Genomic DNA, 17,871 nt, shown 5'->3' with positions numbered 1-17,871 from the left:
GGCGATGAACTGGGGAGCACGCTGATGCCGGACGGACTGCCGACCGAGATCGATCTGACCAGGCCGAGCGCGGCCCGGGTGTACGACTACTTTCTGGGCGGAGCGCACAACTTCGAGATCGACCGACAGTTGGCGGAGCAGATCGCCAGCATGACCCCGAATCTCGCCGCCACCATGCGCTCCGGCCGGGAGTTCCTGCGCCGGGCCGTCCGGGTGCTGCTCGACGCCGGCATCGACCAGTTCCTCGACATCGGCTCCGGAATTCCCACCGTGGGCAACGTGCACGAGGTGGCGCAGCGGGTGAACCCCAAGGCCCGCGTCGTGTACGTCGACATTGACCCGGTGGCGGTCGCGCACAGCCGGGAGTTGCTGGCTGGCAACGAGCTGACCGGTGTCATCCACGCCGACCTGCGGGAGCCGGAGCGGATCCTCACCGAGACCCGACAGCTCGGGCTGATCGACTTCAGTCGTCCGATGGGCATCCTGCTGGCCGGGGTGGTGCACTTCATCCCGGATGCCGACCAGCCCGAGGCGATCCTGGCCACCCTGCGGGCCGCGGCCGCGCCCGGCAGCTTCCTGGTCGTCTCCCACTCCACCTTCGAGGACCAGCCGCAGGAGATGCTGGATGCCCAGCGCCTCTCCGCCCGCACCGCCACCGAGATCACCCTGCGCTCCCGCGCCCAGGTCACCGGCTTCTTCGGCGACTGGACCGTCCTGGAACCGGGCGTGGTGCACATGCCGCTCTGGCGCCCAGACTCACCGTCCGACGTGGACGAGCACCCGGAGCGGTTCGGCGCCTTCGGGGGCGTCGCCCGGTACGACCAGTCCGCCGGCTGATCCCGTGGCCGCCGTCCCGGACCCCGCCGGGGTCGATTCCGGCCGGGACCCCGCCGGGGTCGTCGCCGGTCGGGCGGACGCCCAGGGGTACGCCGCCGACTGGGCCCGCGCGGTGCGCCGGCTCGGTTTCGTGCCGCTCAGCGTGGCCGAGACCGAGCGGCTGCTGCTGGCGCACACGATCCGGCTGGCCCAGGCGGTACGGGCCGAGCCGTTCAGCGCCCACCCGGCCGAGGACGTCGGGCGGGCCCTGGTGGAGGCGCACCTCACCGAGCCGCAGGCCCTGGAGTGGACGCTGCACGCGCTCGGCGCGACCTTCGGGCGTCGGGTGCTGTGCGACGGTGACCGGCCGGCCGACCTCGCCGACCGGATCGCGGCGGTGCAGGGCGGGCTGGCCGCCGGGTTCGCCCGTGCGCTGCGCGACCGCACCTTCAGCCAGCAGGAGCGGATCGCCCGGTCCGCCTGGCAGGCGCGCGACGAGGTCGAGCAGGCGCTACGGGAGAGCGAGGCACGGTTCCGGGCGGTGTTCACCGGCGCCGCGATCGGGATCGGGATCGCCGGCGTGGACGGTCGGATCATCGACGTCAACCAGGCGTTCGCCGACATGCTCGGCTACTCGATCGAGGAGTTGCGCGAGATCAACGTGGCGGCGCTGTTCCACGCCGACGACGCCGCCGGGATGTGGGAGCTCTACCAGGAGCTGATCGAGGGAAAGCACGACGCCGCCCGGGTGGAGAAGCGCTACCACCGCAAGGACGGCACAGTCGTCTGGACGGATCTCGCCGTATCGCTGATCCGACACGATGGCCGACCGCGATTCACCGTCGCGATGATCGAGGACATCACCGAGCGGTACGAACTCCAGCAGCGGCTGCGCTTCCAGGCGCTGCACGACCCGCTGACCGGGTTGCCCAACCGGACGCTGTTCTTCGAGACGTTGGGACGGGTGCTCGACACCGCGGGCACCGGGCAGCGCGTCGGGGTCTGCTTCCTGGATCTGGACGGCTTCAAGGCGATCAACGACAGTCTCGGCCACGACCTCGGTGACCGGCTGCTCGTGATGATCGGCCGGCGGCTGGCCGCGTGCGTGGCCGACCACGGCCACCTGGTGGCCCGGATGGGCGGCGACGAGTTCGTGATCCTCGTCGACGGAGGGGACGACACCGACGACCCGGTCGCCGTCGCGGAGGCCGCGCTGGCCGCCGTCGCGGCCCCGGTCCACGTCGGTGAGCACCAGTTGGCCGTCTCGGCCAGTGTGGGCATCGTGCAGTGCCCGGCCTCGGAGACCACCGCGTCGGAGCTGATGAAGGCCGCGGACACCACGCTCTACTGGGCCAAGGCGGCGGGCCGGGGCCGGTGGGCGGTCTACGACCCCGAGCGCGGCGCCCGGGACATCGCCCGCTCGGCGCTGGTCGCCGGGCTGCCCGCCGCACTGGAGCGGGGCGAGTTCGTGCTGCACTACCAACCGATCGTGTCGCTGCTGGAGGGCACCATGCTCGCGGTGGAGGCGCTGGTCCGTTGGGAGCATCCGGAGCTGGGCCTGATCGGGCCGGACCGGTTCATCGGCCTGGCCGAGGAGACCGGTCTGATCGTTCGGCTCGGCGAGTGGGTGCTGCGGCGTGCCTGCGAAGACGCCGAACGGTGGTGGCGGGAGTTCCCCGAGGCCCGGCTGGTGGTCAGCGTCAACCTGGCCGCCCGGCAGGCCGACGAAGCGGCCATCGTGGACACCGTCGCCGACGCGTTGCAGACCAGCGGGCTGCCCGCGGAGCTGCTCCAACTGGAGCTGACCGAGAGCGCCGTGATGGGCAGTGCCGGCGAACCCCTGCGCAGCCTGCACCGGCTCGCCGCGCTCGGCGTCCGGCTGGCCGTGGACGACTTCGGCACCGGGTACTCCAACCTGGCGTACCTGCGCCGGTTGCCGATCCACTGCCTGAAGCTCGCCGGTCCGTTCGTCGAGGGCATCCGCGCGGACGGGACCGACGTGGCGGCCGACCACCGCGACGAACGGATCGTCGACGCGTTGGTCCGGTTGGCGCACGCCCTGGAGTTGTGGGTCACGGCCGAGGCAGTGGAGACCGGCGTGCAGGCTGAACGGCTGCGGGCGCTGCGCTGCGACACCGGGCAGGGTCGATACTTCGGTGCGCCCGCCCCGGCCGACGAGATCACTGCCCGGCTGCGCGGTAGCGGAGCGTTGGCGTGAGTGGGGGACCGCTCCGGTCCGGAGGGTGGCGACGGAGGATGGCGGCGTGGACCTGACGGACTCGCAGACGGCGGTGACCGTGGTGGCCGGGCTGGCCATCCTGGCCGGGTTGGCCGGCGTGGTGGTGCCCGGTCTGCCGGCACTGCCGCTGTGCTGGGGCGGCGTGCTGCTCTGGGCGGTCTTCGGCGGCGCCGGCCTGGGTGGCTGGGCGGTGTTCGCCGCCGCCACACTGGTCGCCGGGGGTGGTGCCGTGATCAAGTACGCGTGGCCGGGCCGGAACCTGAAGCGCACAGGTGTGCCGACGTCCACGCTGCTCGCCGGCGCTGTGCTCGGCGTCATCGGGTTCTTCGTGGTGCCGGTCGTCGGCCTGGTGCTCGGTTTCGTCGCCGGGGTGTGGGCGGCTGAACGGCTAAGGCTGGGCAGTAACCAGCTCGCGTGGCCCTCCACCGTGCAGGCCCTGAAGGCTGCCGGCCTGTCGATGCTTGTGGAGTTCCTGGCCGGCCTCCTGGTAGCGGCCCTCTGGGTAGCCGGCCTCCTCCTGACCTGACCCCCGCCCCTTCTCCGTGCCCCGCCCCCGGCCCTGCCCCACGATCTTGCATTTACTGCGCCGGCATATGGGACATCCCGCCAATATCGACAACCGAAACTGCAAGATCGGCGCGGCGGGGGCGGGGGAGACGAGGGGAAGTGGGGCGCGGGGCACTTTTCGGGTACGGCGGAGTGGCCGTACGAGAGAGAGAGGCGTGCCCCGCGCCACCGGGTCGGGCGGTCCGAGCGCCCGGGGTGGGCCCTTGTCGGGCCTGGTCACTGGTCCAGGATGCCGGCCGGGGCAGCCGGTCGGCAACGCAATTAGCCCGACGGCGGTGAGATTCCCACCGACTACGTATTGACCGCCTTGATCGGCTGGGTCGACACTTTGCCCACTCGCACGCGGAACCACCTCAGGGAGGTGTGCAGTGGCCACGACGCCCGTGCCGACCGCCGAGCAACCAATGGACGAGGATGCCCGACGGCTCGCCGAACTCGGCTACAAACAGGAGTTGCGCCGTAAGTGGAGTGGCTTCTCCAACTTCGCCATCTCCTTCTCGATCATCTCGATCCTGGCCGGCTGTTTCACCACCTTCGGTCAGGCGTGGAACAACGGCGGGCCGGTCGCCATCTCCTGGGGCTGGCCGCTGATCTCGCTGTTCATCCTGATCATCGGCTTCTGCATGGCGGAGCTGGTGTCGGCGTACCCGACCGCGGGTGGGATCTACTGGTGGGCGGCCACCATGGGCCGCCCGGTGCACGGCTGGTTCACCGGATGGCTGAACCTGATCGGTCTGGTGGCGGTCACCGCCTCGGTGGACTACGGCTGTGCGACGTTCCTCAACCTCACCCTGTCGGCGCTCTTCGACGGCTGGGCCGGGACGCTGCGTCAGGCGTTCGTCCTCTTCGTGATCATCCTGGTGCTGCACGGGCTGATCAACATCTTCGGGCACCGGATCATCGACGTCCTTCAGAACGTCTCGGTCTGGTGGCACGTGGCCGGCGCGGCCGTCGTGGTGGCCATCCTGGTCTTCGTGCCCGACAATCACCAGAGCTTCCAGTTCGTGTTCACCGAGCGGTTCAACAACTCCGGCTTCGGCGACGGTGACGTCGGCGGACTGACGTTCTGGTTCTACGTGCTGCCGCTGGGCTTCCTGCTGACCCAGTACACGATCACCGGCTTCGACGCCTGCGCGCACGTCTCCGAGGAGACCCGGGGCGCCTCCCAGGCCGCGGCCCGCGGACTCTGGCAGTCGATCTTCTACTCGGCGGTCGGCGGCTGGATCCTGCTGCTGGCGTTTCTCTTCGCGGCCACCGACGTCGAGGCGGTCAACGCCGCGGGCGGCTTCTCCGGCGCCATCTTCGAGTCCGCGCTGACCCCGGTCTTCTTCAAGGTCGTCATCATCATCTCGACCATCGGCCAGTTCTTCTGCGGCATGAGCTGCGTGACCTCGATGAGCCGGATGGCGTACGCGTTCAGCCGGGACCGTGCCGTACCCGGATGGCGGCTGTGGTCGACTGTCGACCGCAACGGCACCCCGGTCAACGCGATCATCGGCGCCACAGTGGCCGGCCTGGTGCTGACCCTGCCGGCGCTGTACGAAAGCGCCGCCGGTATCCCGATCGCCTTCTACGCGGTCGTCTCCGTCGCGGTGCTCGGGCTCTACCTGTCGTTCCTCATTCCGATCGCGCTCCGACTACGGATGGGCGACCGGTTCGTCCCGGGGCCGTGGACGCTGGGTCGCAAGTACAAGCTGCTCGGCTGGATCGCGGTGATCGAGATCGCGATCATCGCCGTCTACTTCGTGCTGCCGATAGTGCCCGCCGGAGTGCCCGGCAACGACGAGTTCACCTGGTCGGCGGTGAACTACGCGCCGCTCGCCGTCGGCGGGGTGCTACTGGTGGTCGCCGTCTGGTGGTACGCCTCGGCCCGCAAATGGTTCACCGGCCCGATTCGTACCGTCGAGGAACCCGCGGTGGCGGCCGACCCGGCGCGGGCCGACGGCCCGGTCTGATCGGCACCCGGCGGGACGGGCGGTGCTGCCGTCCCGCCGGCCGTCGGTCGGGTTTGCCGCACGTGCCGCCGGGGGCATTGACGGTGATCCGGTTTGCCAGTAGACCTTGGTGATGGAGGCCCGCGAATGAGGAAAGCTCCGCTGACGCTGGAACAACTGCGGGTCGCCGTCGCCGAGGGTGAGATCGACACCGTGGTGCTGGCCCTCGTCGACATGCAGGGCCGCTTGCAGGGCAAGCGGTTCCACGCGCCCTTCTTCCTCGACCAGGTGGTGACCAACGGCAGCGAGGGCTGCAACTACCTGCTCGCCGTGGACGTCGACATGAACACCGTCGACGGGTACGCGATGTCGAGCTGGGAACGCGGCTACGGCGACTTCGCGATGGTGCCGGACTTCGCCACGTTGCGCCGGGTGCCCTGGCAGCCCGGCTCCGCCCTGCTGCTGGCCGACCTGACCTGGCTCGACGGCTCGGGTGACGTGGTGGCCTCGCCCCGGCAGATCCTGCGCCGGCAGCTGGACCGGCTGGCCGAGCACGGACTGACCGCGTACGCCGGCACCGAGTTGGAGTTCGTGCTGTTCCGCGACTCGTACGAGGACGCCTGGCAGCGTGGCTACCGCGACCTCACCCCGGCCAACCAGTACAACGTCGATTACTCGCTGCTCGGCACCGCCCGGGTGGAGCCGCTGCTGCGCCGCATCCGCGTCGAGATGGCCGGCGCGGGGCTCACCCCGGAGAGCGCCAAGGGCGAGTGCAACCTCGGGCAACACGAGATCGCCTTCCGGTACGACGAGGCGGTGACCTGCGCCGACCATCACGTGATCTACAAGAACGGCGCCAAGGAGATCGCGGCCCAGGAGGGGATGGCGATCACCTTCATGGCCAAGCCGAACGAGCGCGAGGGCAACTCCTGCCACATCCACTTCTCACTGCGGGACTCGTCCGGCTCGTCGGCGATGCTCGGTGACGGACCGGCGCACCTGTCGCAGACCGGGCAGCGGGTGCTCGCCGGGCTGCTGGCCACCATGCGGGAGTTCAGCCTGCTCTTCGCGCCGAACATCAACTCCTACAAGCGCTACCAGCCGGGATCGTTCGCCCCGACCGCGCTGCGCTGGGGTGTCGACAACCGCACCTGCGCGCTGCGGGTGGTCGGGCACGGGCAGGGCATGCGCGTGGAGAACCGGGTGCCCGGCGCCGACGTCAACCCGTACCTGGCGATCGCCGGGCTGGTCGCCGGGGCGCTGCACGGCATCGACGGCGAGCTGGAGCTGGGTGCGGAGTGCACCGGCAACGCCTACGACGACCCGGAGGCCGAGCGGGTTCCCGGCACCCTGCGCGATGCCCTGGCCCTCTGGGAAGGATCCACAGTGGCCCGTGAGGCGTTCGGCACCGAGGTGGTGGCCCACTACGCCAACCAGGCGAGGGTCGAGCTGGCCGCCTTCGACGCCGCGGTGACCGACTGGGAGCTGACCCGTGGCTTCGAACGCCTCTGACCACGTGAGGATGGAGGTGGCGGTGTGACGGTTTTGGTGGATCCCGCTAGCGGGGTGGGGTTTCGGGAGGTTGCTGCGGCCTCGGTGGACGAGGTCGACGCGGCCATCTCGCGGGCGGCCGCCGCATTCGAGACCTGGCGTCAGGTGGGGGCGGGGGATCGGGCACGGTTGCTGCGGCGGTTCGCCGCCGTGGTCGACGCGCACCTGGACGAGTTGGCAGTGCTGGAGGTGCGCAACTCCGGGCACACCGTCGGCAACGCCCGGTGGGAAGCGGGCAACGTCCGCGACGTCCTGGACTACTACGCCGGCGCGCCCGAGCGGTTGACCGGGCGGCAGATCCCGGTGCCCGGCGGGCTGGACGTCACCTTCCACGAGCCATTCGGTGTGGTCGGCGTGATCGTGCCCTGGAACTTCCCGATGCCGATCGCCGCCTGGGGTTTCGTCCCGGCGCTCGCCGCCGGCAACACCGTCGTGCTCAAGCCCGCCGAGTTGACCCCGCTCACCGCACTGCGCCTGGCCGAGTTGGCCCGCGAGGCGGGCCTGCCCGACGACGTCTTCACCGTCATCCCGGGCGAGGGCTCGGTGGCGGGGGAGCGGTTCGTCAGCCACCCGGCGGTCCGCAAGATCTGCTTCACCGGCTCCACCGAGGTCGGCACCCGGATCATGGCCGGCTGCGCCGCCCAGGTGAAGCGACTCACCCTGGAGTTGGGCGGCAAGAGCGCGAACATCGTGTTCGCCGACGCCGACCTGGAACGCGCCGCCGCGACCGCACCGGGCGCGGTCTTCGACAACGCCGGCCAGGACTGCTGCGCGCGGTCGCGGATCCTGGTCCAGCGTTCGGTGTACGACCGGTTCCTGGATCTGCTCGAACCGGCGGTACGCGCGGTGCGGGTCGAGGACCCGTCCCTCGACACCGCCGAGATGGGCCCGCTCATCTCCGCCGCCCAACGGGACCGGGTAGCCGGATACCTCACCGGGGCGAAGCTAGCCTTCACCGGCTCCTGCCCCGACGGCCCCGGGTTCTGGCACGCGCCCACCGTGTTGCTGGCCGACTCGCCCGCTGACCGGCACTGGCGGGAGGAGATCTTCGGTCCGGTGGTCTCGGTGCTGCCGTTCGACGACGAAGCGGACGCGGTCCGGCTCGCCAACGACACCGAGTACGGCCTCTCCGGCTCGATCTGGACCCGGGACGTGGGTCGGGCCCTGCGTCTGGCCCGCGCCGTCGACTCGGGCAACCTCAGCGTCAACTCGCACTCCTCGGTGCGCTACTGGACCCCGTTCGGCGGGATGAAGCGCTCCGGGCTCGGCCGCGAGTTGGGCCCGGACGCGCTGCACTCCTTCACGGACGTCAAGAACGTGTTCATCGCGACGGAGGAGTGACGCCAGTGCAGGGTCGGTTGCAGGACCGGGTGGCCGTGGTCACCGGAGCGGGCAGTGGCATCGGGTTGGCCACCGTGCGGCGGTTCGCCGCCGAGGGGGCCCGGGTGGTGTGCGTGGACATCGACGCGGCGGCGGGTACGAAGGCCGCCGAGGAGTGCGGCGGCGAGTTCGTGGCCACCGACGTGGCCGACGAGTCGGCGGTACGCGACCTGTTCGACGGGGTGGCCGACCGGCACGGCAGGGTGGACATCGCGTTCAACAACGCCGGCATCTCCCCGCCGGACGACGACTCCATCCTGGACACCGGCCTGGACGCGTGGGAGCGGGTGTTGCGGGTCAACACCACGAGCGTCTACCTGTGCTGCAAGTACGCCATTCCGCACATGCGTCGGCAGGGCAAGGGCTCGATCATCAACACGGCTTCGTTCGTCGCGTTGATGGGTGCGGCCACGTCGCAGATCGCGTACACCGCGAGCAAGGGCGGGGTGCTGGCGATGACCCGGGAGTTGGGTGTGCAGTTCGCCCGTGAGGGCATCCGGGTCAACGCCCTCTGCCCCGGCCCGGTGGCCACCCCGTTGCTGCTGGAACTCTTCGCCGCCGACCCGGAGCGGGCCGCCCGTCGGCTGGTGCACGTGCCGATGGGACGCTTCGGGCAACCGGAGGAGATCGCAGCCGCTGTGGCGTTCCTGGCCAGCGACGACGCCTCGTTCATGACCGCCGCGCAGTTCGTGGTCGACGGCGGCATCACGGGCGCCTACGTCACGCCGCTGTGAGCGCGAGGAGTGAGCCGGGTTTGCGAGCCCCGCAGTCGCGAACCCGGCCAGCTCTGTGAGCGGGAGGAGTGAGCCGGGTTTGCGAGCCCCGCAGTCGCGAACCCGGCCAGCCCTGAGGAGGCGGCCGCTGATCGGGGTCAGCGCGTACGTCGAGCCCGCCGACTGGGCGGTCTGGCGGGGTGTGCGGGCGGTGCTGGTGCCGGAGGCGTACCCGCGGGCGGTGGCGGCCGCGGGTGGCCGAGCGGTGGTCCTGCCACCCGACGACGTGGACGCCGACGTGGTGGCCGTCCTCGACGGGTTGCTGTTGGCCGGTGGCGCGGACGTCGGCCCGGGGCGGTACGGCCAGCCGCCCGACCCCCGTACCGAGGACCGGCCGGACCGGGACGCCGGCGAGTTGGCAGTGTTGGCCGCCGCGCTCGCCGCCGAGGTGCCGGTGCTGGGCGTGTGTCGGGGGATGCAGTTGCTCGCGGTCGCGTACGGCGGCACTTTGCACCAGCACCTGCCCGACGTGGTGGGTCACGAGGCGCACCGCCCGGCGCCCGGCGTGTACGGGGCGCACGCGGTGCGGTTCGCGCCGGGGAGCCTGGCCGCCTCGGTGCTGGCCGGGGTCGACCAGGTCAACTCGTACCACCACCAGGCGGTCGCCGATCCGGGTCGGCTCACGGTGACCGGTTGGGCGGGAGACGGCGTGGTCGAGGCGGTGGAGGACCCGGCCCTGCCGTTCGTGCTCGGAGTGCAGTGGCATCCGGAGAACGAGTCGGATCCCCGCCCGATCACGGCGTTGGTGCAGGCCGCCGGCCGGCGGTGTGACTGAGATCGCCCCCGCCCGTCGATGGCATCGGTGGAAGGATCGGCGCATGGGCAAGGCATATCCGGAGATCGACGGTCGACTGCGTGACTTCATCGCGGCGCAGCCGCTCTTCTTCGTGGCGACCGCCCCGTCCGGGGTCGAGGGGCATGTCAACGTGTCTCCGAAGGGCATGCGGGGCACGTTCGTGATCCTCGGCCCGCACCGGGTGGCCTACCTCGACTATCACGGCAGTGGGGCGGAGACCATCGCCCACCTGCGGGACAACGGCCGGATCACGCTGATGTTCTGTGCCTTCGACGGCCCGCCGAAGATCGTCCGGTTGCACGGTCGGGGCAGCAGCGTCGCGGTCACCGAGGACGCCTTCGCCGATCGGCTCGCCGAGTTTCCCACGCCGCCGGACGTGCACGCCGTCCGGGCGGTCATCACCGTCGAGGTGGAGCGGGTCAGTGACTCCTGCGGATACGCGGTGCCACTGATGGACTTCCGGGCCGAACGTGATCTGTTACTCACCTCACACTCTCGCCGCAGCGCCGATGATCTGGTCGCCTACCGGGCCACCAAGAACGCGGCAAGCATCGACGGACTGCCGGTCTTCTGACTCGTCAGAGCGTTCCGGCCACCGCCGTTCGACGCCGCCGTCCACCGCACTGTCCGGTGCCCGACTGCTCAGGCGTACGTAAGCAGCGTCCATCGTTCGTGATGCGTTACGTTGCTGGTCCGCTGGGGTACAAGTCGGAGCACAGCGGGGAAGATCAACGGCCGAGGGGTACGGCCGGGGCGGGAGGCTGCATGAGCTCGGCCCAGGGGGGCGCGGACATCGGGCATCCCGCCCGGTCCGGTCGCGAGACCCCGCCGATGCTGGCGGCCGCGTTCGCGGCCGGCGGCGAGATGGGCGAACGGCTGGCCTCCTTCGACTGGTCCTCCGGTCCGTTGGGTGAGCCCGGTCAGTGGCCTCCGGCGCTCTCCAACGCGGTCGGCATGATGCTCGCCTCCAGCGCGCCGATCGTCATGTTCTGGGGCGACGAACAGTTGGCCTTCTACAACGACGCCTACCGGCCGACCATCGGCGGCAAACACCCGGACGTGATCGGCCAACCGGCCCGCGCGAACTGGGCGGAGACCTGGCCGGTGCTCGGCCCGCTGCTCGACAGCGTCCGAAACACCGGGCGCTCCTACCGGGGCGAGGATCATCCCTTCCTGCTGGACCGTCACGGCTTCGTCGAGCAGACCTACTTCGACGTCTCGTACGACCCGATCCGAGGTGACGACGGCTCGGTCAGTGGCGTCTACTGCATCGTCAGCGAGACCACCGGGCGGGTGCTCGGCGAGCGCCGGCTGCGGGCGCTGGCCGAACTGGGCGCCGAGCTGAGCGAAATCAGCGACGCCGCCGAACTGGGCCGGACCGCCGCCTCGGTGCTCGCCCGGCGTCGGTCGGACGTTCCGTTCGCCCTGATCTACCTGGCCGACGGCGACGGCCAACGCACCCTGGCCGGGTCCACCTGTGCCGTCCCGCCCGCCCTCGGCATCGCGTCGCAGGTGCTGGCTCGGGTGATCGCCGACGGCGCGCCCGCCACGGTCGAGGTGGCCAGTCTGTTCGATCCACCGCCGGTCGACGCCGCCGACCAGGCCCTCGCGCTGCCGCTCACTGCGACCAACCAGACGGTCGGCGCGCTGGTCGTCGGCGTGGCCCGCCAGCTGCCGCTCGGTGATGACTACCGCAACTTCCTCGACCTGGTCGCCGCCCAGATCTCCCGGGCGCTCACGACGCAGCGGGCGTACGAGCAGGAGCGGGCCCGCGCCGCCGAGCTGGCTGCGCTGGACCGGGCGAAGACCAACTTCTTCGCCAACGTCAGCCACGAGTTCCGCACCCCACTGACCCTGGTGCTCGGCCCGCTGGAGGACATGCTGGCCGACCCGGAGCTGCCCGCCGCCGAGACCAACCGGCTCACCATGATGCACCGCAACGCGCTGCGTCTGCTCAAGCTGGTCAACACCGTGCTGGACTTCTCCCGACTGGAGTCCGGTCGGCTCGCCGCCCGCTACCAGCCCACCGACCTCGCCGGTTACACCGCCCGGCTGGCCAGCACCTTCCGCTCGGCCACCGACCGGGCGGGGCTGCGACTGGTGGTGGACTGTCCGCCGCTGCCGACGCCGGTCTTCGTCGACCGGGACATGTGGGAGAAGATCGTCCTCAACCTGGTGTCGAACGCGGTCAAGTTCACCTTCGACGGAGAGATCCGGGTGCGGATCCGGGCCGTGGAGGGTGCGGCCCGGCTGGAGGTGACGGACACCGGCATCGGCATCGTGCCGGACGAGCTGCCGCACGTCTTCGAACGGTTCCACCGGGTGCCCGGCGTACGGGCCCGCACCCACGAAGGCACCGGCATCGGCCTCGCGTTGGTCCGGGAACTGGTCGAAATGCACGGCGGTGAGGTCGGGTTGACCAGCCAGGTCGACGAGGGCAGCACCTTCACGGTGACCGTTCCGTTCGGCTCGGCGCACCTGCCGGCGGACCGGGTGGCGGCGTTTGGCCCGCTGCCCGAGGGTGAGCCCGAGCAGGCCCGGCTCTACGTGGCGGAGACCGCACTCTGGACCGGCGTCGCGCCGGAGGCGGAGTTCGACAGCCGGCCGACGAAGGGCGCTCCGGCTGGCCGGATCCTGGTCGTCGACGACAACGCGGACCTGCGTGAGCACGTCACCCGGCTGCTCTCCCCGACCTGGGAGGTGGTCACGGCGAGCGACGGGCTGGTTGCCCTGCCGCTGGCCCGCGACGGCGGGTTCGACCTGGTGCTCACCGACGTGATGATGCCCCGGCTGGACGGATTCGGGCTGGTGGGCGCGCTGCGCGCGGACCCGCGTACCCGGCATGTGCCGATCGTGCTGCTCTCTGCCCGCGCCGGCTCGGCGGAGGCCGTCGCCGGCCTCGCCGTCGGCGCCGACGACTACCTCACCAAGCCGTTCGCCAGCCAGGAGTTGATCGCCCGGGTGCGGGCCAACGTGGAGCTGGGCCAGCTGCGTGGGCAGATCATCCGTCGGTTGCGGGCGCTGGCCGACGCGGCGGTGGCCGTGAACACCGCCCGATCCACCGGCGACGTGCTCCAGATCGCCGCCCGGCACGCGCTCAGCCTCGCCGAGGCCGCCCGGGTGGTGGTCACCGCGACCGGCAACCGTTACGAGGCGGATGCCGGCGGCGCCTCCGCCGCCGACCCGTCCTTCGTGGCCGAGCTCACCGGCTCCACCGGCGAGCCGCTCGGCGAGCTGCGGGTCTGGCGGCCGGCCGGCGACGACGCGCAGGCCCACGAGGCCGCGTTGACCCAGTTGGCCCGGCTCGTCGGGGTGCGACTGGAGAACGCCCAGCTCTACGAAGCCGAACACCGCATCGCCACCACGTTGCAGCACAGCCTGCTGCCACGGTCGCTGCCACAGCTGCCCGGCGCGGTGGTGGCCAGCCGTTACCTGCCCGGCAGCGCCGACGTCGAGGTCGGCGGTGACTGGTACGACGCGATCGCGCTGAACGGCGACGACCTGGTGCTGGTCATCGGCGACGTGGTCGGCAAGGGCGTCCAGGCCGCCGCCGCGATGGGGCAGCTGCGCAACGCGCTGCGGGCGTACGTGCTGGAGGGCTTCGATCCGGGTGAGTCGCTGACCCGGCTCAACCGGCTGGTCGGCTCCACCGAGGGCCGATCCTTCGCGACGGTGGTCTGCCTGCTGTTCAACCCCCGCACCGGTCGGCTGCGGTATGCGAGCGCCGGGCACCCGTCCCCACTGTTGATCACCGGAGGCGACGTGGCGTTCCTGCACGACCGGGCGCTCGGCCCACCGGTCGGCGCCCTCCCGGACGCGACGTACGAGTCGGTCGAGGGCGAGTTGGCGGCCGGCAGTCGACTGCTGCTCTACACCGACGGGCTGATCGAGGACCGTCAGATCGGCATCGACGCCTCCCTGGCCCAGCTCCGCATCGACGCGGCCGCCCCGAGTGAGCACGTGGTGGACCTGATCGACGCGGTGGTCGAGCGGGTCACCGGGCGGCCACGCCGCGACGACGTGGCGGTCCTCGCCCTCGAGGCGGCGGAGCTGAACCGCTTCGCGCTGCGGCTACCGGCGGACCCGACCCGGCTCAGTGTGCTGCGAAAGCGGCTGGAGGACTTCCTGGTCGCGCACTCCGTCGGCGAGACCGACCTGTTCGACCTGACCGTCGCCGTCTCCGAGGCCGCCGCCAACGCCATCGAGCACCCGATCCACCCCGCCGAGGCCATGATCAGTGTGGAGGTGGCCATCGAGGGTCGGACGGTGACGGCCACGGTGCGCGACAGCGGGCAGTGGCGGGAGTCGACCGGCTCCGGCTTCCGGGGTCGCGGTCTGGCCCTGATCAGAGCGCTGGGCGAACTGTCGGTACGGCGTACCGCTGAGGGCACCGAGGTGACGCTGCGCCGGCAGTTGCAGGACTGACCGCGCGCCCGGCGGGGGCCCGCCCTAGGCCGGGCCGAGCCAGCCCTGCCCGCCGAGGCCGGAGATCTCCAGCACCCGACGGACCTGCCGGGACGGACGAACGGTGAGGCTGCCCGGAAACTGCTGGGCGAGCCGGACCAGGGCGTGGATGGCGGCCGAGTCGAAGAAGGTCACAGCGCTCAGGTCGAGAGTGATCTTCCCGGCGGGCTCGCGCAGCGCCGTCTGGAGCATCGTGTCCGCGGTCGCCATGTCGACCTCGCCGGCCACCACGACGTGGAGGTGGTCACCGTCGATCTCGGCGCTGGCGGAGAAGACGGGCGGTGCTCCCCCTTGATCCACGCTGACACCATGGCACAGCCACCCTGGCAGGGCAACAACCTCCACCGGGCGGCCGTGGCGCGGGTCACCAGCGGCTCCGGCGATAGGCTTGCGGCATGACCGTCCGTCCGCCGCTGACACCAGGCACGCTCTCCCCGATACGACCGGTGCCACCCCAGATCGCCCGACCCGAGTACGTGGGCAAGGCGGGTCCGCGGGAGTGGCGTGGCTCGCACGTGCAGACGCCGGAGACCATCGAGAAGATGCGGATCGCCAGCCGGCTCGCCGCCCAGGCGACCCAGCTCGCCGGCGAGCACTGCAAGCCCGGCGTGACCACCGACGAGATCGACAAGGTGGTGCACGAGTTCCTCTGCGACCACGGTGCGTACCCGTCGACGCTGGGCTACAAGGGCTTCCCCAAGTCCTGCTGCACCAGCCTCAACGAGGTCATCTGCCATGGCATCCCGGACACCACGGTCCTGACCGACGGCGACATCATCAACGTCGACGTGACCGCGTACATCGGTGGGGTGCACGGTGACACCGACGCCACCTTCTGCGTCGGCGAGGTCAGCGACGAGGCCCGGCTGCTGGTCGAGCGGACCCATGAGGCGATGATGCGGGGCATCCGCGCCGTCGCCCCGGGGCGCCAGATCAACGTGGTGGGCCGCGTCATCGAGTCGTACGCCAAGCGGTTCGGTTACGGCGTGGTCCGCGACTTCACCGGCCACGGCATCGGCGAGGCCTTCCACAGCGGCCTCTACGTGCCGCACTACGACAGCCCGCGCCCCACTGACATCATGGAGCCCGGCATGACGTTCACCATCGAGCCGATGATCACCCTCGGCACCTACCAGTACGACATGTGGGACGACGGGTGGACAGTGGTCACCAAGGACCGGAAGTGGACGGCGCAGTTCGAGCACACCATCGTGGTGACCGACGACGGCCACGAGATTCTGACCCTGCCGTGACCGACACCCCAGCGGCGCTGCGCGAGGCGCACCACGCGGACGTCTCCGGCGGCTGGCTGCGCCCGGCCGTCTTCGGCGCGATGGATGGTTTGGTCACCAACATCGCCCTGATCGCCGGCGTCGGCGGCGGCGGGGTGTCGCCCCGCAGCATCGTGCTCACCGGCAGCGCCGGCCTCGTCGCCGGTGCGATCTCCATGGGCCTCGGCGAGTACACCAGCGTGCGCTCCGCCAACGAGCAGGTCGCCGCCGAGGTGGCCAAGGAGCGACGGGAACTGGAACGGCACCCCGAGGCGGAGGCCCGGGAGCTGGCCGACGCGTGGGTGGCCCGGGGCCTGCCCCGGGACCTCGCCACCCAGGTCGCCGAGGCGGTGCGGCGCGACCCGGAGGAGGCGCTGCGGGTGCACGTCCGCGAGGAGCTGGGCGTGGACCCCGACGACCAGCCCAGCCCGTGGGCCGCGGCGATCTCGTCGTTCCTGTTCTTCTCGATCGGCGCGCTGGTCCCGCTGCTGCCGTACCTGCTCGGCGCCACCGAACTGTGGCTGGCGCTCGCCGTCGGCGGGCTCGGGCTGTTCGCCGCCGGTGCCGTGGTGGCCCGCTTCACCCACCGTCCCTGGTGGACCAGTGGGCTGCGCCAGCTGCTGCTGGGCGCCGCGGCGGCCGGCGCCACCTACCTGATCGGCTCGCTGATCGGCGTACCGGGCGGGCTGTGACGCGCCTCAGGTGCTGAGCAGCTCGTCGATCGTGCCGTCGACCGCACGACCACGGGCGGCCAACTCCTCGGCCTGCCGGGCCAGCACCACACCCACCTCCGTCATGTCCGCGCCGGCCAACCCGGTGCGCCGCACCGCGTCCCCCGGGTCACGGAAGTAGGTGCGACTCAGCAGACCGTTCACAGTGGCCGCCGCCAGCCGGGCCTCACCGAGCATCAGCAGAGCCTGATCGGTCTCGTACCACTCGGCGAGCCGGGCCGCCCGGGAGTGCGCCGCGCTGCCCCGGTACCACGCCTGGCGGGCCGCGGTGCTGAACTCCGCCGGCCGGGCCCGAGCCAGCCGGCCGAGGTGCTCGTCGCGCAGCGTCCGCAACCAGCCCGTCGGATCGTGCAAGGCCTGCGTGGTGACGTACCGGTCGGCGGTCAGCGGCCAGAGCGGGGAGAGCACCCGGGCCTGGGCCAGGTAGTCCTCGGCGGCAGCCACTGTCAGATCGACGAGCACGCCGTCCACCCGCCGGGTCGCCGGCGGCGGGCCCGTCCCGGGCCGATAGGTGACCACCAGCATTCCCGCCTCGCGGTCCCCGCCGCCGTCGTCGTCCCCGTGCGCCAGAGGCCCGTGCACCGCGATCGCGAGCGCATCGGCCGGGAACCGCCGTCGGACCGCCTCGGCGACCCGCTCCGCGACCGTCCACCGTCGATCGTCGACGCCCCGGTCGACACCGGCCAGCTCACTCACCGGACCAGCTCTGTTCGCGGCTGCGGGGCTCGCAACCCCGGCTCACGCCTCGCGCTCACGGGACCACCTCGCTTTGGCTACCGAGCGTCAGCCTAGCCAGCCGACGGCGGAGCTTCGGGCGCGCCGCGCCCGGTCGGGGCCAGCCGGAAGATGTGGATCTCCCGGCCGCCGGCCCGCTGCACGTACGTGTGGTACGCGGGCCAGGCGGTGACCAGCAGCTGCCACAACCGGTCCCGTTCGGCGCCGGAGGCCCGCTCGGCCCGCACCGCGAGCCGTCGGCCCTTCACGTCCACCTCGGCGGCGGGATCGGCGAGCAGATTCATCGCCCAGCCGGGGTGGTGGGTCTGCCCCCAGTTGGAGCCGATCACCACGTACGCGTCGCCGTCGGGCACGTAGAGCAGCGGATTGCTGCGGGGCTTGCCGGAGCGACGGCCTGTCGTGGTGATCAGCAGGGAGGGGAGCAGGCCGAGCGCGACCACCCGGCCCCGGGTGAGTCGACCAACCATCCGATCGGCCGGAACCAGCAGGCGCGCGGTGGCGCCGAACCAGCGATGATGACCGACTCGACGGACGACATTCCTGAGCACTGACACGCCGATCAGTCTGCCGGCCGCCAGGCCCCGGCGGCACCCCTGCGCGGTCCCCTTTCGGTC

General features: G+C 71.4%; 15 protein-coding genes. 12 read left to right on the top strand and 3 right to left on the bottom strand.

The genetic code is table 11. The features are described from left to right. The first annotated feature begins 24 nt into the window (after window positions 1–24). From ACIA47_RS22800 to ACIA47_RS22755, 10 genes are all read left to right on the top strand, one after another. Entirely contained in the window at window positions 25–837 is an 813-nt protein-coding gene (locus ACIA47_RS22800) for an SAM-dependent methyltransferase (RefSeq protein ID WP_396710466.1), read from the top strand. 4 nt (window positions 838–841) lie between these two features. Further along, window positions 842–3,034, top strand: a complete 2,193-nt coding sequence (locus ACIA47_RS22795) for a putative bifunctional diguanylate cyclase/phosphodiesterase (RefSeq protein WP_396710464.1) — start codon at window positions 842–844, stop codon at window positions 3,032–3,034. A gap of 46 nt (window positions 3,035–3,080) precedes the next feature. Then, a complete protein-coding gene (locus ACIA47_RS22790) occupies window positions 3,081–3,581 on the top strand; it encodes a DUF456 domain-containing protein (protein ID WP_396710462.1) in 501 nt (166 codons plus the stop codon). 409 nt (window positions 3,582–3,990) lie between these two features. Continuing rightward, window positions 3,991–5,577, top strand: a complete 1,587-nt coding sequence (locus tag ACIA47_RS22785; protein ID WP_396710460.1) for an amino acid permease — start codon at window positions 3,991–3,993, stop codon at window positions 5,575–5,577. 126 nt (window positions 5,578–5,703) lie between these two features. Beyond that, entirely contained in the window at window positions 5,704–7,068 is a 1,365-nt protein-coding gene (locus ACIA47_RS22780; protein WP_396710458.1) for a glutamine synthetase family protein, read from the top strand. Between the two features lie 33 nt (window positions 7,069–7,101). Further along, window positions 7,102–8,448: an aldehyde dehydrogenase family protein gene (locus ACIA47_RS22775; RefSeq protein WP_396710510.1), complete on the top strand. Its 1,347-nt coding sequence runs from the start codon at window positions 7,102–7,104 to the stop codon at window positions 8,446–8,448. Between the two features lie 5 nt (window positions 8,449–8,453). Continuing rightward, window positions 8,454–9,221, top strand: a complete 768-nt coding sequence (locus ACIA47_RS22770; RefSeq protein WP_030489498.1) for a 3-oxoacyl-ACP reductase — start codon at window positions 8,454–8,456, stop codon at window positions 9,219–9,221. 79 nt (window positions 9,222–9,300) lie between these two features. Then, window positions 9,301–10,035 (top strand): gamma-glutamyl-gamma-aminobutyrate hydrolase family protein, encoded by a 735-nt coding sequence (locus tag ACIA47_RS22765; RefSeq protein ID WP_396710455.1) that lies wholly within the window; start codon window positions 9,301–9,303, stop codon window positions 10,033–10,035. 43 nt (window positions 10,036–10,078) lie between these two features. Continuing rightward, window positions 10,079–10,630: a pyridoxamine 5'-phosphate oxidase family protein gene (locus ACIA47_RS22760; protein WP_396710453.1), complete on the top strand. Its 552-nt coding sequence runs from the start codon at window positions 10,079–10,081 to the stop codon at window positions 10,628–10,630. A 191-nt stretch (window positions 10,631–10,821) separates the two neighbouring features. Beyond that, window positions 10,822–14,481, top strand: a complete 3,660-nt coding sequence (locus ACIA47_RS22755) for a SpoIIE family protein phosphatase (RefSeq protein ID WP_396710451.1) — start codon at window positions 10,822–10,824, stop codon at window positions 14,479–14,481. Between the two features lie 24 nt (window positions 14,482–14,505). Here ACIA47_RS22755 and ACIA47_RS22750 read toward each other — a convergent pair whose 3' ends face one another. After that, entirely contained in the window at window positions 14,506–14,820 is a 315-nt protein-coding gene (locus ACIA47_RS22750) for an STAS domain-containing protein (protein ID WP_396710449.1), read from the bottom strand. Window positions 14,821–14,915: 95 nt separating this feature from the next. Here ACIA47_RS22750 and map point away from each other — a divergent pair, with 95 nt between their 5' ends. Both map and ACIA47_RS22740 read left to right on the top strand, forming a co-directional pair. Further along, entirely contained in the window at window positions 14,916–15,773 is an 858-nt protein-coding gene (gene map / locus ACIA47_RS22745) for a type I methionyl aminopeptidase (RefSeq protein WP_396710447.1), read from the top strand. Then, window positions 15,770–16,483, top strand: a complete 714-nt coding sequence (locus ACIA47_RS22740) for a VIT1/CCC1 transporter family protein (protein WP_091400358.1) — start codon at window positions 15,770–15,772, stop codon at window positions 16,481–16,483. The genes map and ACIA47_RS22740 overlap by 4 nt, the downstream gene beginning before the upstream one ends. 6 nt (window positions 16,484–16,489) lie before the next feature. Here the strand turns inward: ACIA47_RS22740 and ACIA47_RS22735 are convergent, their stop codons facing one another. Both ACIA47_RS22735 and ACIA47_RS22730 read right to left on the bottom strand, forming a co-directional pair. Beyond that, window positions 16,490–17,218 carry a nucleotidyltransferase domain-containing protein gene (locus tag ACIA47_RS22735; RefSeq protein WP_112601981.1) on the bottom strand — a complete coding sequence of 243 codons (729 nt, stop codon included), beginning with the start codon at window positions 17,216–17,218 and terminating at the stop codon, window positions 16,490–16,492. Between the two features lie 92 nt (window positions 17,219–17,310). Next, complete coding sequence (locus ACIA47_RS22730) at window positions 17,311–17,811, bottom strand: nitroreductase/quinone reductase family protein (RefSeq protein WP_396710444.1); 501 nt, start codon at window positions 17,809–17,811, stop codon at window positions 17,311–17,313. Between the last annotated feature and the right edge of the window lie 60 nt (window positions 17,812–17,871).

Source organism: Micromonospora sp. NPDC051227 (genome assembly GCF_044455385.1).
Lineage (GTDB): Bacteria > Actinomycetota > Actinomycetes > Mycobacteriales > Micromonosporaceae > Micromonospora.
The sequence above is the reverse complement of the archived record's forward strand: the minus strand, read 5'-3'. Positions and strand labels throughout refer to the sequence as shown.